Consider the following 15,649-nt stretch of genomic DNA (forward strand, 5'->3'; position numbering starts at 1 on the left):
GCGCCCCCGGGCTCGTACGGGCTCAGGGAGCCGGTCGGGCCGTGCCTCCGAGGTCGTACGGGCTCAGAAGGCCGGCCGAACCGTGCCCTCGGGCTCGTACGGGCTCAGAGGGCCGGGCGCGCTCCGGAGCGGCGTACCGAGTACGTGACGAAGCCCGCGCCGATGCCCAGCAGCGCCGTGCCGCCGATCAGATAGGGCGTGGTGTCCATCCCCGGCCCCGTGGCGGCGAGCTGCGGCTGCCCTGGGGCGGCGTCGGCGCCGCCGGTGGTCCGCGCGGCCTCGGCGGCCGACTGCGCGGCCTGGCCGGACTCGGTGGCCACGCCGTCGCTCCGCGAAGCGCTCTCGACCGTCGCGTTGGCGGACGGGACGAACCAGAGAGCGGCCAGCAGCGTGCCTGAGGCGGTGGCGGTCAGGAGTGTGCGACGAGTGACGGACACAGTTTCGATCCCCTTGCGACAACCATGAGTTAGCCCCGTGACCCGATGCTAAGCAAAGCAGCGGGTCGGAGGAAAGTCGCGGCCTCCACGAGCCTTACGCTCCGGCGTATGAGCACAGAAGAGACATCCAGGTTTGTTCGACTTCGCGTGGAGATGGTGGTGGAGATCACCGACCTCGACGCCCTGACCGGCACCGCCCTCGAAAGCATCGCCGCCGAGTACGGAGAACCCGTCTCGGGGATCGCCGAGAGCGACAGCGCCGAGGAGCGGATGCATGCCGAGGCCACCGTCCGGGCAGACGGAGCGGAGGCGCTCGCCTCGCTGGTCGATCCCTTCGACCTGGTCAGCGAGGTGCCCGGGGTCGATCTCGCCCAGGCTTCCTGGAGCAGCGAGTCCATCGACCACGACCCCGACGCGGAGGGCTGGGACGACGACGAGGACGGCTCGTTCCTTTCGGGGGACGAGGTGGACGAGGAGGGGTACGGCGACGGTGTCGCGCACAATGGGAAGAACGACGGCGAGGACGGTGACCTCGCGCAGCGGGCCTGACGTGTGAGAACACCGGCCCCGGCACCGCTTCACCGCGGACCGGGGCCGTGCTGCGCGGCGCTGCCGTATACGTGTCCCGCAGCGGGAACCACCGCTGCTGCGGCCGCGTCGATGAGTGGTGTTCCCCACATCCTCGGCGGATGTGGAACGGAGTGCCCGTTCCGGGTGTTCTTGGAACATTGACGGGGAATCGCCGCCTGGCGGCCCCGTTCGGGGATTTTGGGGAATCGGCAACGATGGAGAAGCGTGTGATGACGGACAGCAAGCGGCGCAGGGGCCTCGCGGCCGCGTCCGCACTGCTCGGCGGCGTGCTGGTGCTTTCGGCGTGTACCGACGACGGCGACAAGAAGGCGGGTGCCGGAAGTTCGGAGTCGTCGCAGGCGCAGGAAGTGGACAAGGCCGCGGCCGAGGACGCGTCCGAGGCCCAGATAGCGATCAAGCCGAAGAACGGCGCCACCAACGCGAGCATCAACAACGCCGCCCAGGTCTCCGTCAAGAAGGGCAAGCTGACCGAGGTCCTCATGACCACGGCGGACGGCAAGGCGGTCGAGGGCACGCTGGCGGCCGACGGCTCCAGCTGGAAGCCCTCGGCGCAGCTCGAACGCTCCACCACGTACAAGATCGACGCCACGGCCGAGGACGCGAAGGGCCGCAAGGCCCACGAGAACAGCTCCTTCACCACCGTCTCGCCCGACAACAGCTTCATCGGGAACTTCACCCCTGAGGACGGCTCCACGGTCGGCGTCGGGATGCCCGTCTCGATCAACTTCAACAAGCCGATCACGGACAAGAAGGCCGTCCAGGACGGCATCACCGTGACCTCCAGCAGCGGCCAGGAAGTCGTCGGCCACTGGTTCAACCCGCAGCGCCTGGACCTGCGCCCGGAGAGCTACTGGAAGGGCGGCTCCACCGTCACCCTGAAGCTGGCGCTGGACGGCGTCGAGGGCGCTGACGGCGTCTTCGGCGTGCAGCAGAAGACCGTGACGTTCAAGGTCGGCCGCAACCAGGTCTCCACCGTCGACGTGAAGACCAAGACGATGACGGTCACGCGCGACGGCAAGACGGTCAAGTCCATCCCGATCTCCGCGGGCGCGCCCGAGAACCCCACGTACAACGGTCAGATGGTGATCTCCGAGAAGCACAAAGAGACCCGGATGAACGGCGCCACGGTCGGCTTCACCGATGACGACGGCAAGGGCGAGTACGACATCAAGGACGTGCCGCACGCCATGCGCCTGTCCACCTCGGGCACCTTCATCCACGGCAACTACTGGGGCAAGGGCATCTTCGGCACCGCCAACACCAGCCACGGCTGCGTGGGCCTGGCCGACGTGAAGGGCGCGAACGACCCCAACGCGCCCGGCGCCTGGTTCTACGACAACTCCATGGTCGGCGACGTGGTCATCGTCAAGAACTCCCCGGACAAGACCATCACCCCGGACAACGGCCTCAACGGCTGGAACATGGACTGGGCCCAGTGGACGGCCGGCTCCGCGGCCTGATCCACCGCCCTCCCTCTCCCCGTCCCCACTCTCCCCGTCCCCACTGAAGGCGGCGGCCCCGGAACGTTCCGGGGCCGCCGCCTTCGGCGTTCTCGGGAGCTCCTATGGCTCCTTGTGCGGCAGGTCGAGTTCGACGGGATGAATGACCGACAGGGCCCCAGCAACGTGAATGAATGAGACGTCAGACATCTCCACCAAGAGCCCGGGAAGCCTTGCTCCTTGCGCTTCACGACCCGTCAGCCGATCGGTGGCCAATCAAAAGGAGGTCATTCAACGGCCCGCGTCGCGCATGGAGAGGAAGTCCATCCTTATTCCGGCACGCAGGGGCTTGAAAGTGTCAAATCCAGTACATATTCCTCAGTGAAAGGGCACTCCCCCCAGGCTCGATTGATCTGCTCAAACTCCCAGTCATCATCAATGCGTCGAAAGATGTCGTCGTGGTAGGACGAGACTGCGCCCCTGCCCGTCCACCAGGCATTCCCTTCGTACACGCCTGTCCGTGGCAGCTCCATCTCTCCGGCTGGGCCGAAGGTGAGCTGGCCGATGACGAGAATCCCCGTTTCGGACTCGATGCGGATGGGTGTGGAACCTTCGGCGTGATCGGGAATATCCTGCGGCAAAGCCCAGATGCGAATGTTTACTCTTACGCGGATGTTCGACTGAAGGCTGTGGCAGTACAGGTGGTAGCCGTTCCCGGCCACCACCTGTCGCTGGGACGCCTTCATCGCGGCATTGTCCATCAAGTAGGCATCGGCGTCGTAGATCTCCACAACGCATCGGTCGGGGAGTGCGTCTACGGTGTATTCGGTGATCGGTTGCACTGGGCGCCCTTTACTGCCTATTCAGGGGACAATCTTCGCTGGAAGGCGTCTCCGTCGAGTATTCGATGCAGCGTGTGAATGGAATTGAGTTTACGGCCTGCCGTGCGTGGCGGGCCCTCAGTCGGCTCTGCCTCCAGCTGGGTGAACTGCGTCCTACTCAGACGTCTCCCCGGTTTGTCGGAGAGTGGGCGGGCCCGGGCTTCACCCCGTCCGCCCCTCCACCGCCTCCCGGTAGTGCAGCAGGTCGGCGCGGTGGACCTGGCGTACCCCGGCCACGTCTGTGTCCTGGGCGGCCGGGGGGATGCCGCAGAGGCGTTCGCAGGGTGGTTCGGCGGTGGCTGTCCGGCGGAGGTGGCGCCAGGGCTGGAGCGGGAGCCAGAACAGGCCGTACAGCCAGCGCAGGACCAGGCGGCGGAATTCCGGGCGGCCCGCGTCGGGCAGGCGGACCACCCGTACGCCCATGATCAGCTTTCCGGCGCTCGCCCGTACGGCCATCGTGAGCAGCACCTGATTGGCGAAGGACAGCACGGTGAGCTGGCAGAGGAGCACCGCCGCCGTCCTCCCGGCCCCGGCGCCCGCCCCCGCGCTCCCCTCCGCCCGGCCCAGGCACGAGTGCACCAGCAGGCCGACGACCAGCAGGCACAGATAGCAGTCGAGCCCGACCGCCAGGTAACGGCGGGTGTCCCCAGGGCCCTTGGGGATGCGGGGCGGCCGGGGGAGCGCACCGTAACGTTGTGGCTGTGGCTGTGGCTGTGGCTGTGGCTGTGGCGGTATGGGGTGGGCGGCGGCTCGGCTTGTTCCGTACAACAACCTTGGCTGATAAGGAGATTGCTTTCTCCGACGCCCCCGCGGCTTCGTCATGGGGGCATCATGACTGATCGTCAGGCGAGGTGTCGCGGGTTTCTGGCGGGTAACTCCCGTGCCCTCACCGGGTTTCACTCATCCTTTACGGTCGCTCCTCGCCTCCCGGGGGTGGGCGCGGGGCGAGCCGGGGGGTATGGCGTTCGCCCTCCGTGGTTCCCGGCGGTGCGCGGGGGCGAGGCGCCTGATGCCCTGCCGGGGCCCGGGGAAGTGGCTCGGGGAAGGGGCCCGTGGTCGGTACGTCGTGCTGTCCCCGTCCCGATCGAAATGGCTGATCATGGCCAGTATGTGGATGGTCCTCGAAGATCATCGGATCGGGCGGGAGAATCGGTGCGTACGACGGTCCTGCGTAGCGCCCGGCCGGGCGAAGGCCGCGCGGCTTCCCGAGGGGATTCCGCAGGGCTCCGGCGGGGAGGCGGACCGGCGGCGCCCCCCGGGACGGGGGCGTCGACGCGCACGAGCCGACCACGGAAGGTCTTGATCAGATGCCGGTCACCCCCGACCCCGCCCGCACGCCCCACGCCGTGGGCCACGACGCCGCGAACCGGGTCATCGAGCCGCTGTACGCCGAGATCCTGCGGCGCAACCAGGGCGAGAAGGAGTTCCACCAGGCGGTCCGCGAGGTCCTGGAGACGCTCGGCCCCGTGCTGACGCAGCGCCCCGAGTTCGTCGACGCCCGCATCATCGAGCGGATCTGCGAGCCCGAGCGGCAGCTCATCTTCCGGGTGCCGTGGGCGGACGACTCCGGCGACATCCACGTCAACCGCGGCTTCCGGGTCGAGTTCTCCAGCTCGCTCGGCCCCTACAAGGGCGGCCTGCGCTTCCACCCCTCGGTCAACCTCGGCATCGTGAAGTTCCTCGGCTTCGAGCAGATCTTCAAGAACGCCCTGACCGGCATGCCCATCGGCGGCGGCAAGGGCGGCGCGGACTTCGACCCCAAGGGCCGCTCCGACGCCGAGATCATGCGGTTCTGCCAGTCGTTCATGACCGAGCTCCACCGCCACCTGGGCGAGTACACCGACGTTCCCGCCGGTGACATCGGCGTGGGCGGCCGGGAGATCGGCTACCTCTTCGGCCAGTACAAGCGGATCACCAACCGCTACGAGTCCGGCGTCCTCACCGGAAAGGGCCTCGGCTGGGGCGGCGCCCAGGCCCGTACGGAGGCCACCGGCTACGGCTGCGTCCTGTTCACCGCCGAGATGCTGCGCAGCCGGGGCGAGTCGCTGGAGGGCCAGACCATCGCGGTCTCCGGCTCCGGGAACGTGGCGATCTACGCCATAGAGAAGGCCCAGCAGCTCGGCGCGACCGTGGTGACCTGCTCGGACTCCGGCGGTTACGTCGTCGACGAGAAGGGCATCGACCTCGCCCTCCTCAAGGAGATCAAGGAGGCGGGCCGCGGCCGGGTCTCCGAGTACGCCGAACGGCGCGGCACGCACGCCCGGTTCGTCCCCGGTACGGGGGTGTGGTCGGTCCCCGTGGACGTGGCCCTGCCCTGCGCCACGCAGAACGAGCTCCACGAGGCCGACGCGCTCGAACTCGTACGCAACGGGGTCAAGGCGGTCGCGGAGGGCGCCAACATGCCCACCACCCCGGACGCGGTCCGGGTCCTCCAGGACGCGGGCGTCGCCTTCGCCCCCGGAAAGGCGGCCAACGCGGGCGGGGTGGCGACGAGCGCCCTGGAGATGCAGCAGAACGCGTCGCGCGACTCCTGGACCTTCTCCCACACCGAGGAGCGCCTCGCCGAGATCATGCGCCACATCCACGACTCCTGCTACACCACCGCCGAGCGCTACGGCAGCCCCGGCAACTACGTGGTGGGCGCGAACATCGCGGGCTTCGAGCTGGTGGCGGACGCGATGCTGGCGCAGGGGCTGATCTGATCGCGGTGTGCGGTGTGCGGTGTGCCGTGGCTGTGTGCGGCGTGCGGTACGCGGTACGCGGTGTCGGCCCGGGCGGGGGTTTCGCCGGGCCGGTGCCGCCCCCGTGCCGCCGCCCGGGGCGAGTGCCTGGAGCACTGCCGCCCCGGACGGCTGGGCAACCGGGGCGGCCGGGGCGGCCGACGATCGGAGCCGGTGACTAGAATCGACTTTCATGTCGAAGCCTGACGAGTTGCTCGTGGACGTCGCCGCGTTGGTGGAGTCCGGGCACAGCAATCAGATGTCTCTGACCGTGGTCGCCGGCGGCGCTGTCGTCACGGGCCGGCTGGCTCCCGAAGTCGTCTGGAGGCAGCGGGTGTCGGAGGTGCTGGCGGACTCCGCCAGCCTGAGCGACTTCGCCGCCGCCTTCACCGCCACGACGCGCACGGAGGGGCCGCCCACGCATCTGCATTTCCACGTGGCGCGGATTCTCCAGGGTGCGGTGGGGATTCCGGAGACGGGCGGGATGTACCGCGTGGCGATCGAGGACGTCAGCGCCTGGACCATGGGCGACTTCAGCTACTCCGACCACTGATCGCGCCCGCGCCGGGATTCACTCCGTACGCGATGAGGGTCCGGCCGGTGCTCACCGGCCGGGCCTCTCGGAGAGCGCTGCATCCCGACTCCGCTCGCCGGCTGCCCCTTTGCCCGGCGAGTTCGTCGTGTCGGGTGCGCGAAACGTGCCCCGTATCGTTGGCCCGTGACCGATTCTGATCCAACAGCTTCGCCCTTGTCGCGCTTCCTCGTTCTGCACGACTACGGGATGGGCGGCTCGTGGTGGTGGGTCCACGCGCGTTCGGTTCGCGAGGTGCGCGAACGGTTCTCCGACGTGGAGGTCGTCGACAGCCCGGAGACGGTCGAGCGGGCCGAGACGTGGGAGCTGGACGAAGTCGAGGTCGACGCGGCGGTCATGCCCGCAGGGCTGGACGAGCTGTGGGCCAAGCGCGAGGCTCAGCGCGGTCGCGAGGGGTTCGGCGCGTTCGCCGACCGGGAGCTTCTGTGGCTGCGGCGTCGCTGGGACTACGAGGACGACGACGATCAGACGATCTACCTGATGGAGGTCGGGTCGGACGGCCGCAGGCTGCGTCAGGTCGAGTTGACCCCGGACGGTTCCGGCCTCAGCAGCGGCCCGGACGACTGGCCGTTCAACCCGCCCGTCGTGGACCTCTTCGACCCCGATCTCGTGGGCATGGAGATCGGTCGGCAGGAGTTCGAGGCCGCGTGGCTCAGCGCCCGCCCCGATGAGGGGCTGTAGGCGACCGGTTCGAGCCGGTGCTCGCGCGGGCCGTGCGCGCTCAGCGGTGCCGGGCGCCGCGCCCGAGGCGCTGCCGGCCGGGAGCGGTTCTCCTAGGGTGGAGCGATGAGCATACGAGCGACGAACCAGGCCCGCGCCATCCCCCTCCGCCCGTTCCCGGCTCCATCCGCACCCTCGCCCGCGCCCTCACCCGCGTCCGCACCCGACCTCGCTCCGGCCAGGGAACCGCTCTGGCGCGACCTCGTCGGAGACGTACTGCGCCGCGAACGCCTTTCCCAGGGGCGGACGTTGAAGGACGTGGCCGACACCGCGCGCATCTCGATGGCGTACCTCTCCGAGGTGGAACGCGGCCGCAAGGAGGCATCCTCCGAGGTGCTGGCGGCGGCGGCCCAAGCGCTCGGTCTGAGTCTCGCCGACGTCCTCGGGCTGACCCGGGGCACGTTGATCAGCCTGTCCGGGGCGCGCTCCCGGGTCGCCGGTGCGGGCCGTGCGGGGCATTCCGCTCGTCAGGCAGGTCAGGCAGGTCAGGCGGGCCCGATGGGCGGTGTGCTGCTCGCCGCCTGAATCGGGGTTCGGAGGGTTCGGGGGGCGGGGCCTTCGCCGAAGGCCCCGCGTGCTGCCTGACGGCGGATTCCGGATCGGGGCGCCCGGACGCCCGCAGCAGTTCGGCGTACGCCCACGACCTCGCGGCGAGGTGGTCCGCCACCTCGGCCGGCACGGCACCGGGCGCATCGGCGTCCCCGTCCTGGTGGCCCACGGCGACGACGACCAGATCGTTCCCATCGCCGCCGCCGCCCACAAGTCGGTCCAGCTCCTCCCGACCGCCACGCTCAAGGTCTACCCGGGCGCGCCCCGAACGGCCGGGACGGCGCTGTCGAGGAGGAGTTCACGGCGGACCCGCTGGACTTCGTCAAGCAGTAGGGGGCGCATCCGCCGGCCCGTTGCGGGTGCTCGCGGAGCTCGCCCGGTCCGCGAGCGCCCGCACCTCGGCGGCGACCGCCGTGTGGCGCTCGCGCGGGATGTCATGGCCGACGCCCGGCTGGAGTACGAGACGGGCTCCGGGGATCGCCGCGGCGGTGGCCCGGCCCGCGGAGGGCTTGAGCAGCGGGTCGCCCGTACCGTGCAACACCAGTGCCGGAACGCGTAGTCCGGCCAGGGGCGGCCCGCTCCAGCGCGCGCCGATCTGGCGGGACTGGGCGTCCGGGTCCGCGATGCCGGTGTCCACGTCGGCGGTGATCCGCTCCAGCGCCTCCGCCTCGTCGAACGGGTAGCCCGGCGACGCGCAGAGCCGCGCCACCGCGAGCCCCGCCGCGATCCGGCCCTCCCGGTCCCGGGCCGGTTTGACGCGGGCGAACTTGGCGAGGGTGGGCAGGCGCAGGTGGCGGAACGCGCCGAGCCCGCCGACGTCGCTCGGCAGCGCGGCGGACGAGGTGAGCGTGCGCACCCGGTCGGGGTGACGGAGCGCGACGCGCTGGGCGACGACCCCGCCGAGCGAGTGCCCGAAGAGGTGCGCCGACTCCCAGCCGAGCGCGTCCAGGACGGCGACGGCGTCGTCGGCCATGTCCTCGGCGGTGTAAGCGGCTCCGCGCCGGGCGGCCAGGGCGGCGAACGGGTTGCCGTCCCGGCCGCCTCCGGTTCCCTCGCCGCGCTTGCCGGTGCGGTCGGCCGGGGCGCTCCTCGGCAGCCGGGTGGACTCGCCCGCGTCCCGCTGGTCGTAGCGGGCGACGGCGAACCCGGCGTCGGAGAAGGCCGCGCACAGCCCCTGCGGCCACCAGTGCCGGGAGACCGCCAGCCCCATCACCAGCAGCAGCGGTTCGCCGTCCCCGCCGCCCCGGAGCCGGTCGTGGGCCAGCTCGACCGTGCCGTTGCGGGCGAAGCGGCGTTCGGTCCAGGTCATGGCGGGCTCCTTCGATTGCGGTGGCGGGCGGGGTAATACTGCGATCAGTGTTCGCAGTATTAGACTACAGCCAGCCGGCGGGCCGGTCAGGACCCGGACGACGAGAAAGGCGGTGGGCAGTGGCCGAACGCGAGACCCGGCCGACGACCGTGTGGTCACGGCCCGAGCGCGGTGCGCGCGGCCCCGCGCCCGAACGCAGCCGCCACCAGATCACCGAGGCCGCCGTCGCCCTGGCCGACGCCGAAGGGCTGGCGGCCGTGTCGATGCGGGCGCTCGCTCAGCGGCTGGGCACCGGGCCCGCCTCGCTCTACCGCTATGTGGGGAGCCGTGACGAGCTGCTGGACCTCATGGCCGACGCGGTCGCGGGCGAACTCGACCTCTCCGCGGCCCCCAGCGGCGACTGGCTGGGCGACCTCGTGGGCCTGGCCCTCCAGTCGAAGGCCGCGCACGCCCGGCATCCGTGGCTGGCCGACCTGAACGACCGGCGGGGCGAGGTGCTGGGCCCGTGCGCGATCGACTACCTCGACCATGCCCTGGCGGTCCTGGCCCCCGCGCCCGGAACGAGCCGGCAGAAACTGGAGACCATCGGGCTCCTCGGCGGCCTCGCCACCCTTTTCGCCCGCCGCGAGAGCACCGCCTCGGGCGACGGCGCCCCCGGCTCCGACGACCCGCCCGCCCGGGCGGCCCACCTCGCCGCGGTGGCCGCACAGGGCCGCCACCCGCACCTGCTTGCCGCCCTCGCGACGGCGGGCCCACCACCCTCGGCGGGCCCGGCCGAGCGGGACGCGCTGTTCGAACGGCTGCTGCGCCGGCTGCTTCCGGCGATGCTCGGCTAGCCGGTCGGGGCCGGGGCGCGCACGCGTCGTCGAACGGCACTCGGCGTCGCGGTGACGGCGCGCGTCATCGAACGGCACGCGTCATCGAACGGCGCGTGTCCCGGCCGATTGCGCGGCTCAGTCGAGGCAGAACTCGTTGCCTTCGATGTCCTGCATCACGATGCACACCTGGTTCTCGTCATCGGCGGGCAGGAGCCCCACCCGTACCGCACCGAGCACGACCAGGCGCGCGCACTCGGCCTCCAGTGCGGCGAGGCGCTCCTCGCCCGCGAGCCCGGCCCCGGCCCGTACGTCGAGATGCACCCGGTTCTTGACGACCTTGCCCTCCGGAACCCGCTGGAAGAACAGGCGCGGTCCCACCCCCGAGGGATCGGTGCACGCCGACCAGGTCCCCCGGTCCTCGGGCGGCTGCGCGCGATCGAAGTCGGCCCATGAGGCGAACCCCTTCGGCGGCGTGATGACGTAACCCAACACCTCGCACCAGAAACGGGCGACACGCTCCGGCTCCGCGCAGTCGAAGGTGACTTGGAACTGCTTGATCGATGCCATCAGGCCACCGTAGTGGCGCGCACCGCCCACCGGCATCCGGGTCTTCTCCATCGCTCCGATCGCCGTTCCACCGGAGGCAAGGCCCGTCAGCTCTCCACCGAAGCCATGCCGACAGGCAGGTCAGGACCTTCCCTGTCGGGGCAGGAATCCGTCCCGGATGCCCTCGATCGTGGCTCTCATGGCATCCCCGTAGACCGCCACGGCGGCGAATCGCTCGAAGGTGTCGAGGTACATCTCCACGTCCTTCGGATCGCGGGTGGTGACCTCGGAATGGAACGTTTCCACGATGACGAGCCGGTCGTCGTGGAGGCTGAAGCAGGTCATGGGGAAGTCGGGCATCCTGCGGTCGGAGGGCACGATACCCAGCGAGACGTTGGGCAGATGGGACACGGACACGAGCCGGTCCAGTTGGAGCGACATGACCAGGGGAGCGCTGATACGCCACCGGAGTACGTGCTCGCAGATCAGAAAGCGGAAAGCCCGGCCCGACTCGTAGAGGACGGATTGCCGTTCGAGGCGGGCCGCCAAGGTCATGGCCCTGGTCTCCTCAGGCAGAGCCGGAGGCAGAGAAAAGATGGCAGAGGCGTACTCGGGTGTCTGGAGGAGGCCGGGGACGAGCTGGCCCTGGAAGAGCCTGAGTGTGGTGGTGCCGGCCTCGATGGCCCGGATGGTCTTCTGATGCTTCCACGGGCCCATGCGGCGCAGCAGGCGCCATGCGGTGGCCTCGGTGGCTTCAGCGCGGGCCGCCGCCAGGAACTCTTCCTTGACCTCTTGGCTCACGCCTATGGCGGCGAGGACGAGGCCGACGTCCTGGACGGTCGGTCGCACCTTGCCGGTCTCGATTTTCGACAGCTTCCCGGCAGACATGGAAGCCCTGCGGGCCACGGAGTCACCCGTGAGTCCGGATGCGTCGCGCAGTGCCCGCAGGGCTTTCCCGATCGAGTCGGCGGTCAGTGGTGCCGCTCCCAGTAATCCGCGAACGGCACCGCCGCGGTCAAGGCGCGGTCCCGATGACCCTGATACTCGGCGAGTCTGTGGTCGGGGAGGAGTTCGGCACCGATGAACGCGCCCTCGGGTGTGTAGTGCATCCGGTACACGGTCCGGTCGTCGAACAGCCAGAAGTCGTGATCAGGCAGGCCGGGTACCGTCTGCTCCACCAGGTCGATGATGCCGATGGACTCCCCGGCTGAGATATTGCCGGGATACGCGGCCAGTTCGTACCGCAGGTAGTCGGTCAGAGGTGAGCGGAGGACGTGGACGCGGGACACTTCCTTGCCCTTGTCGGTCATCGACCGCACCCACGGGTTGTCGTCCCACCCAGGGCCCATGTCCCGGCCCGCGAGGAACCGTTCGACTTCCTCTCGCTCATCCTCGATGTCGTAGACGGCAAGCGTCTCCAGCCGGAAGGCAGCCCGTTCGAACGACTGGAAGAGCAGGCCGAACTCTTCACCGCTGAGCACGGAAATACTCCTCCAGGACGGCCGCAGGGATCACGACGGCGGTCTCACCCTCGGGCAGAGCGAGTTGGGCCAGTCTCTCCGGGTCGGTGATGACAAACCCCTGGACCACGTAGTACGTGCCGTCTTCCGTGACCCATAACGTGGGGCATGTTCCGTTCTTGCAGTCTTGGTCACCGGACAACTTTCTCAGCACTCTCGGCCCCCACTCGTCGGTGAGCATCTGTCGTCTTCGATGCTCCCGACCCGGTCACGGCGAGGTCAAGTGCCGAGCCTTTCCAGAACAGGAAAGGTCCGGAGCGCCGGCCCTACTGCGGAGAGGGCCCGGCTGAGCGTCGATGGAAAGCCCCTAGCCGCCCGTTGTCGGCGCCACGCCGATCGGGCAGGACACCCCCGTACCGCCGATTCCGCAGTAACCGCCCGGGTTCTTGTCCAGGTACTGCTGGTGGTACGCCTCCGCCGGCCAGAACGGGCGGCCCTCCGCCGGGAGGATCTCCGTGGTGATCTCCTTGTGGCCGGAGGCCGTCAGGACCTTCTGGTACGCCTCGCGGGAGGCGTCCGCCGCCGCTGCCTGCGCGGGGGAGTGGGTGTAGATCGCGGAGCGGTACTGGGTGCCCACGTCGTTGCCCTGGCGGAAGCCCTGGGTCGGGTTGTGGGACTCCCAGAACAGCTTCAGCAGCTCCTCGTACGAGACGACCGCCGGGTCGAAGACGACGCGGACGGCCTCCGTGTGGCCGGTCAGGCCCGAGCAGGCTTCCTCGTACGTGGGGTTCTCCGTGTAGCCGCCCTGGTAGCCGACCAGTGTCGTCCAGACGCCCTCCGTCTGCCAGAACTTCCGCTCCGCGCCCCAGAAACAGCCGAGCGCGAAGTCCGCTGTCTCCAGGCCCTCCGGGTACGGACCCACCAGGGGGTTGCCGAGGACCGTGTGGCGGGAGGGGACGGTGAATTCGGGGACGGGGCGGCCGCGCAGGGCCTGCTCCGGGGTGGGGAGCTCGGGGGTGCGGCGGTTCAGGAACATGCGAAGGGCTCCTCGGTACTCGGGTTCGTCGCGTACAACAACGGAGCGGTCGCCGGGATTCCGGACCCGGAGGCGGACGGGCGGTGGCGACTCGTCGCGCGGCTGTCCGGCGGCCCCGGCGCGACTGTCCGGCGGTTCCGGCGGCGGCTGTCCGGCGGCCTCGGCGCGGCTGTCCGGCGGTTCCGGCGGCGGCTATCCGGCGGCCTCGGCGGCGGCCGCGAGGGCCTCGGAGAAGGCGCGGATGCGGGCGGTTTCGTGGCTGCGGTGCCACACGAGGGCCAGGACGGAGTGCTGGAGGCCGGTGACGGGGACGAACGCGACCGCGCGGTGGCCGTAGTAGTCGGCGGTGGGGTGGCACAGGAGCATCGCGCCGCGCCCCGCCCGGACCAGGGCCAGGCCCTCCTGGAGGGTGTTCACCGCGGGGCCGGCGGGGATGGGGCGGCCTCCGGGGGTGGCGACCGGGGCCTGAGCGCGCCGCCAGTACTCCGGGGCCGCGCCGTGGACGCCGATGAGTGGGCAGGCGGCCAGTTCCTCGACGTCGAGACCGCCGCGCTTCGCGAACGGGTGCCGGGTGGACACGGCCAGCGACTGCTGCTGCCGGGAGAAGACATGGCCCTGCACCAGCTCGTCCTCCTGGACGGGCGTCAGCACCACCGCCGTGTCGACCTCCCTCCGGTGCAGCGGGCCGAACGGATCGGAGAAGGGTATTTCCACGATCTCCGTGGCGCAGTCGGGATACCTGCTCCGGAAGAGCGCGATGGCGTTCATGACCTGGTCGTTGACCGTGCCCTGGAAGCCGATGCGGAGCAGCCCCCCGACGCCGCGCGCGACCTCCCGGACCTCGTCGATCGTCTCCACGATGGCGTCGAAGGCGGGGCGCAGTCCCGCGAGGAGCTGCTCGCCGAGCGGGGTGAGCCGGACCCGGCGGCTGGTGCGCTCGACGAGCCGCGCGCCGATCCGGCTCTCCAGGGACCGCAGGAGCTGGCTGACGCGGCTCTGCGACACGTACAGGCGTTCCCCCGCCCGACCGAAGTGCAGTTCCTCGGCCAGCGCGAGAAACGCCTCCAGCTCACGAGCGTCCAGACTGCTCATCGCGTTTCCTCCCCCGTCAGCCGTCAGCCGTCAGCCGTCAGCCGTCAGCCGTCAGCCGTCAGCGCCCGTCCCTCGCCGTCCATGAGTCCAGCTCATAGAAGGATGAGAGATCGGCCGTTGTTCCCGCGAACCGCGCTCTGTTGGCTGGGGACATGACGCAGGTCGAGGAATCCACGAACACGAACCCAGGCCCGAACCCAGACCCGAACACAGACTCGGACGCAGACCCGAACCCCTCTCCCACCCCGCTCAGGGCCTGGTCGGGGGTGGTCGCCCTCGCGCTCGGCACGTTCACGGTCGTCACGTCCGAGATGCTGCCCGTGGGGCTGCTGACCCCGATGGGTCAGTCCCTCCAGGTCTCCGAGGGCGTGGCCGGTCTCACGCTGACGATCACCGGCCTGGTCGCGGCCGTCTCGGCCCCGGTGCTCGTCCCGAAGCTGGGCAGGGCCGACCGGCGGACGGTGCTCTGCGTCCTGCTCGCCGTGCTGGTGATCGGCAATGCGGGCGCGGCCTGGGCCCCGAACTTCGCGGTCATGGTCGTCGCCCGCGTCCTGGTCGGCGTCGGCATGGGCGGCGTCTGGGCCGTCGCGGCGGGGCTCGCGGTGCGGCTGGTGCCCGCGCGATCGGTCGGCTCCGCCACCTCGCTGGTCTTCAGCGGCATCGCCGTGGCGTCCGTGCTGGGCGTCCCGGCCGGAACGTACCTCGGGGCGCTGACCGGTTGGCGTACGGCGTTCCTCGCGGCGGCCGGGCTCGGTGTGGTGGTGCTGGTCGCGATGGCGGTCCTGCTGCCGCCGCTGCCCACGGAGCGCGCGGTTCCGCCGGGCGGCGTCCTGGGCCTGTTCGGCGACGCCCGGGTGCGTACGGGCCTCGTCGTCGTCGGCTTCGTGGTGACCGGTCACTTCGCCGCGTACACCTATGTCAGGCCGGTGCTGGAGGACGTCTCCGGCGTCGGCGCGGGCATGATCGGCACGCTGCTCCTGGCGTACGGGATCGCCGGCGTGGCCGGGAACTTCCTGGCCGGGGCCGGGGCGGCCCGCTCGCCGCGCAGGACGCTCCTGGTGATCAGCTCGGTCCTGGCCGCCACCGTGCTCGCGCTGCCGTGGCTGGGCGGGTCCCCGGCCCTCGCGGCCGTGCTGATGGCGGTCTGGGGCCTGAGCTACGGAGGCGTCTCGGTGGCCACGCAGACCTGGCTCCTGCTCGCGGCCCCGGACGCCCGCGAGGCGGCCTCCTCGCTGTTCGCCGGGGTGTTCAACGGCGCCATCGCCCTGGGCGCGCTGGTGGGCGGGCTCGCGGCGGACGGCGTGGGCGTCACGGCGGTGATGTGGGTGGGCGGAGCGCTCGCGGTGGGCGCGCTGGTGACCACGGCGGCCGGCCCGGCCCCCGCGCCCGTACGCCCTCCGAAGTGACCCCCTGGGCCCCCGCGCCCGTACGCCCTCCGAAGTGACCTCCCGGGCCCCCC

General features: G+C 70.7%; 18 protein-coding genes. 8 read left to right on the forward strand and 10 right to left on the reverse strand.

Going from position 1 to position 15,649, the window contains the following annotated elements:
* Nucleotides 1–104 precede the first annotated feature (104 nt).
* Nucleotides 105–437, reverse strand: a complete 333-nt coding sequence (locus ACLJPL_RS19200) for a hypothetical protein (RefSeq protein WP_411082039.1) — start codon at nt 435–437, stop codon at nt 105–107.
* A 153-nt stretch (nt 438–590) separates the two neighbouring features.
* On the opposite strand from ACLJPL_RS19200, the gene ACLJPL_RS19205 reads away from it, so the two are divergent.
* Complete coding sequence (locus ACLJPL_RS19205; RefSeq protein ID WP_411082149.1) at nt 591–986, forward strand: hypothetical protein; 396 nt, start codon at nt 591–593, stop codon at nt 984–986.
* A 236-nt stretch (nt 987–1,222) separates the two neighbouring features.
* Complete coding sequence (locus ACLJPL_RS19210) at nt 1,223–2,488, forward strand: L,D-transpeptidase (protein ID WP_411082040.1); 1,266 nt, start codon at nt 1,223–1,225, stop codon at nt 2,486–2,488.
* A 308-nt stretch (nt 2,489–2,796) separates the two neighbouring features.
* On the opposite strand, the gene ACLJPL_RS19215 is transcribed toward ACLJPL_RS19210, so the two are convergent.
* Nucleotides 2,797–3,258 carry a hypothetical protein gene (locus ACLJPL_RS19215; RefSeq protein WP_411082041.1) on the reverse strand — a complete coding sequence of 154 codons (462 nt, stop codon included), beginning with the start codon at nt 3,256–3,258 and terminating at the stop codon, nt 2,797–2,799.
* Between the two features lie 252 nt (nt 3,259–3,510).
* The gene (locus tag ACLJPL_RS19220) at nt 3,511–4,119 is read right to left on the reverse strand and encodes an RDD family protein (protein ID WP_411082042.1); all 609 of its coding nucleotides are present in this window, start codon (nt 4,117–4,119) and stop codon (nt 3,511–3,513) included.
* Between the two features lie 536 nt (nt 4,120–4,655).
* On the opposite strand from ACLJPL_RS19220, the gene gdhA reads away from it, so the two are divergent.
* The 4 genes from gdhA to ACLJPL_RS19240 all read left to right on the forward strand — a co-directional run bounded on the left by gdhA (nt 4,656) and on the right by ACLJPL_RS19240 (nt 7,905).
* Nucleotides 4,656–6,050, forward strand: coding sequence for an NADP-specific glutamate dehydrogenase (gene gdhA / locus ACLJPL_RS19225; protein ID WP_411082043.1), 1,395 nt, complete (start codon nt 4,656–4,658; stop codon nt 6,048–6,050).
* Nucleotides 6,051–6,261: 211 nt separating this feature from the next.
* Nucleotides 6,262–6,621, forward strand: a complete 360-nt coding sequence (locus tag ACLJPL_RS19230) for a hypothetical protein (protein WP_411082044.1) — start codon at nt 6,262–6,264, stop codon at nt 6,619–6,621.
* Between the two features lie 165 nt (nt 6,622–6,786).
* Nucleotides 6,787–7,341 carry a hypothetical protein gene (locus ACLJPL_RS19235; RefSeq protein WP_411082045.1) on the forward strand — a complete coding sequence of 185 codons (555 nt, stop codon included), beginning with the start codon at nt 6,787–6,789 and terminating at the stop codon, nt 7,339–7,341.
* 105 nt (nt 7,342–7,446) lie between these two features.
* The gene (locus ACLJPL_RS19240) at nt 7,447–7,905 is read left to right on the forward strand and encodes a helix-turn-helix domain-containing protein (protein ID WP_411082046.1); all 459 of its coding nucleotides are present in this window, start codon (nt 7,447–7,449) and stop codon (nt 7,903–7,905) included.
* A gap of 346 nt (nt 7,906–8,251) precedes the next feature.
* Here the strand turns inward: ACLJPL_RS19240 and ACLJPL_RS19245 are convergent, their stop codons facing one another.
* Entirely contained in the window at nt 8,252–9,238 is a 987-nt protein-coding gene (locus ACLJPL_RS19245) for an alpha/beta fold hydrolase (protein ID WP_411082047.1), read from the reverse strand.
* Between the two features lie 119 nt (nt 9,239–9,357).
* Here ACLJPL_RS19245 and ACLJPL_RS19250 point away from each other — a divergent pair, with 119 nt between their 5' ends.
* Entirely contained in the window at nt 9,358–10,074 is a 717-nt protein-coding gene (locus ACLJPL_RS19250) for a TetR/AcrR family transcriptional regulator (protein ID WP_411082048.1), read from the forward strand.
* 117 nt (nt 10,075–10,191) lie between these two features.
* On the opposite strand, the gene ACLJPL_RS19255 is transcribed toward ACLJPL_RS19250, so the two are convergent.
* The 6 genes from ACLJPL_RS19255 to ACLJPL_RS19280 all read right to left on the reverse strand — a co-directional run bounded on the left by ACLJPL_RS19255 (nt 10,192) and on the right by ACLJPL_RS19280 (nt 14,190).
* Complete coding sequence (locus ACLJPL_RS19255; RefSeq protein ID WP_411082049.1) at nt 10,192–10,623, reverse strand: VOC family protein; 432 nt, start codon at nt 10,621–10,623, stop codon at nt 10,192–10,194.
* 120 nt (nt 10,624–10,743) lie between these two features.
* Nucleotides 10,744–11,592 (reverse strand): helix-turn-helix domain-containing protein, encoded by an 849-nt coding sequence (locus ACLJPL_RS19260; protein WP_411082150.1) that lies wholly within the window; start codon nt 11,590–11,592, stop codon nt 10,744–10,746.
* On the reverse strand, nt 11,574–12,083 hold the full coding sequence (locus ACLJPL_RS19265) for a DUF6879 family protein (protein WP_411082050.1): 510 nt from the start codon (nt 12,081–12,083) through the stop codon (nt 11,574–11,576). Before ACLJPL_RS19265 ends, ACLJPL_RS19260 begins: the two co-directional genes overlap by 19 nt.
* A complete protein-coding gene (locus tag ACLJPL_RS19270) occupies nt 12,070–12,303 on the reverse strand; it encodes a hypothetical protein (protein WP_411082051.1) in 234 nt (77 codons plus the stop codon). The genes ACLJPL_RS19265 and ACLJPL_RS19270 overlap by 14 nt, the downstream gene beginning before the upstream one ends.
* A gap of 126 nt (nt 12,304–12,429) precedes the next feature.
* Nucleotides 12,430–13,098, reverse strand: a complete 669-nt coding sequence (msrA, locus tag ACLJPL_RS19275) for a peptide-methionine (S)-S-oxide reductase MsrA (RefSeq protein WP_411082052.1) — start codon at nt 13,096–13,098, stop codon at nt 12,430–12,432.
* A gap of 192 nt (nt 13,099–13,290) precedes the next feature.
* Nucleotides 13,291–14,190, reverse strand: coding sequence for a LysR family transcriptional regulator (locus ACLJPL_RS19280; RefSeq protein ID WP_411082053.1), 900 nt, complete (start codon nt 14,188–14,190; stop codon nt 13,291–13,293).
* A gap of 266 nt (nt 14,191–14,456) precedes the next feature.
* Here ACLJPL_RS19280 and ACLJPL_RS19285 point away from each other — a divergent pair, with 266 nt between their 5' ends.
* On the forward strand, nt 14,457–15,596 hold the full coding sequence (locus tag ACLJPL_RS19285; protein ID WP_411082151.1) for an MFS transporter: 1,140 nt from the start codon (nt 14,457–14,459) through the stop codon (nt 15,594–15,596).
* Nucleotides 15,597–15,649: the final 53 nt, after the last annotated feature.

Origin of the sequence: Streptomyces sp. cmx-18-6 (assembly GCF_046548915.1) — a bacterium.
Taxonomy (GTDB): domain Bacteria; phylum Actinomycetota; class Actinomycetes; order Streptomycetales; family Streptomycetaceae; genus Streptomyces.

Coding starts and splice junctions, on each gene's coding strand:
- ACLJPL_RS19205 (WP_411082149.1), top strand. CDS start 591: ATGGTGGTGGAGATCACCGACCTCGACGCCCTGACCGGCACCGCCCTC.
- ACLJPL_RS19210 (WP_411082040.1), top strand. CDS start 1,223: ATGGAGAAGCGTGTGATGACGGACAGCAAGCGGCGCAGGGGCCTCGCG.
- gdhA (WP_411082043.1), top strand. CDS start 4,656: ATGCCGGTCACCCCCGACCCCGCCCGCACGCCCCACGCCGTGGGCCAC.
- ACLJPL_RS19230 (WP_411082044.1), top strand. CDS start 6,262: ATGTCGAAGCCTGACGAGTTGCTCGTGGACGTCGCCGCGTTGGTGGAG.
- ACLJPL_RS19240 (WP_411082046.1), top strand. CDS start 7,447: ATGAGCATACGAGCGACGAACCAGGCCCGCGCCATCCCCCTCCGCCCG.
- ACLJPL_RS19245 (WP_411082047.1), bottom strand. CDS start 9,238: ATGACCTGGACCGAACGCCGCTTCGCCCGCAACGGCACGGTCGAGCTG.
- ACLJPL_RS19255 (WP_411082049.1), bottom strand. CDS start 10,623: ATGGCATCGATCAAGCAGTTCCAAGTCACCTTCGACTGCGCGGAGCCG.
- ACLJPL_RS19270 (WP_411082051.1), bottom strand. CDS start 12,303: ATGCTCACCGACGAGTGGGGGCCGAGAGTGCTGAGAAAGTTGTCCGGT.
- msrA (WP_411082052.1), bottom strand. CDS start 13,098: ATGTTCCTGAACCGCCGCACCCCCGAGCTCCCCACCCCGGAGCAGGCC.
- ACLJPL_RS19280 (WP_411082053.1), bottom strand. CDS start 14,190: ATGAGCAGTCTGGACGCTCGTGAGCTGGAGGCGTTTCTCGCGCTGGCC.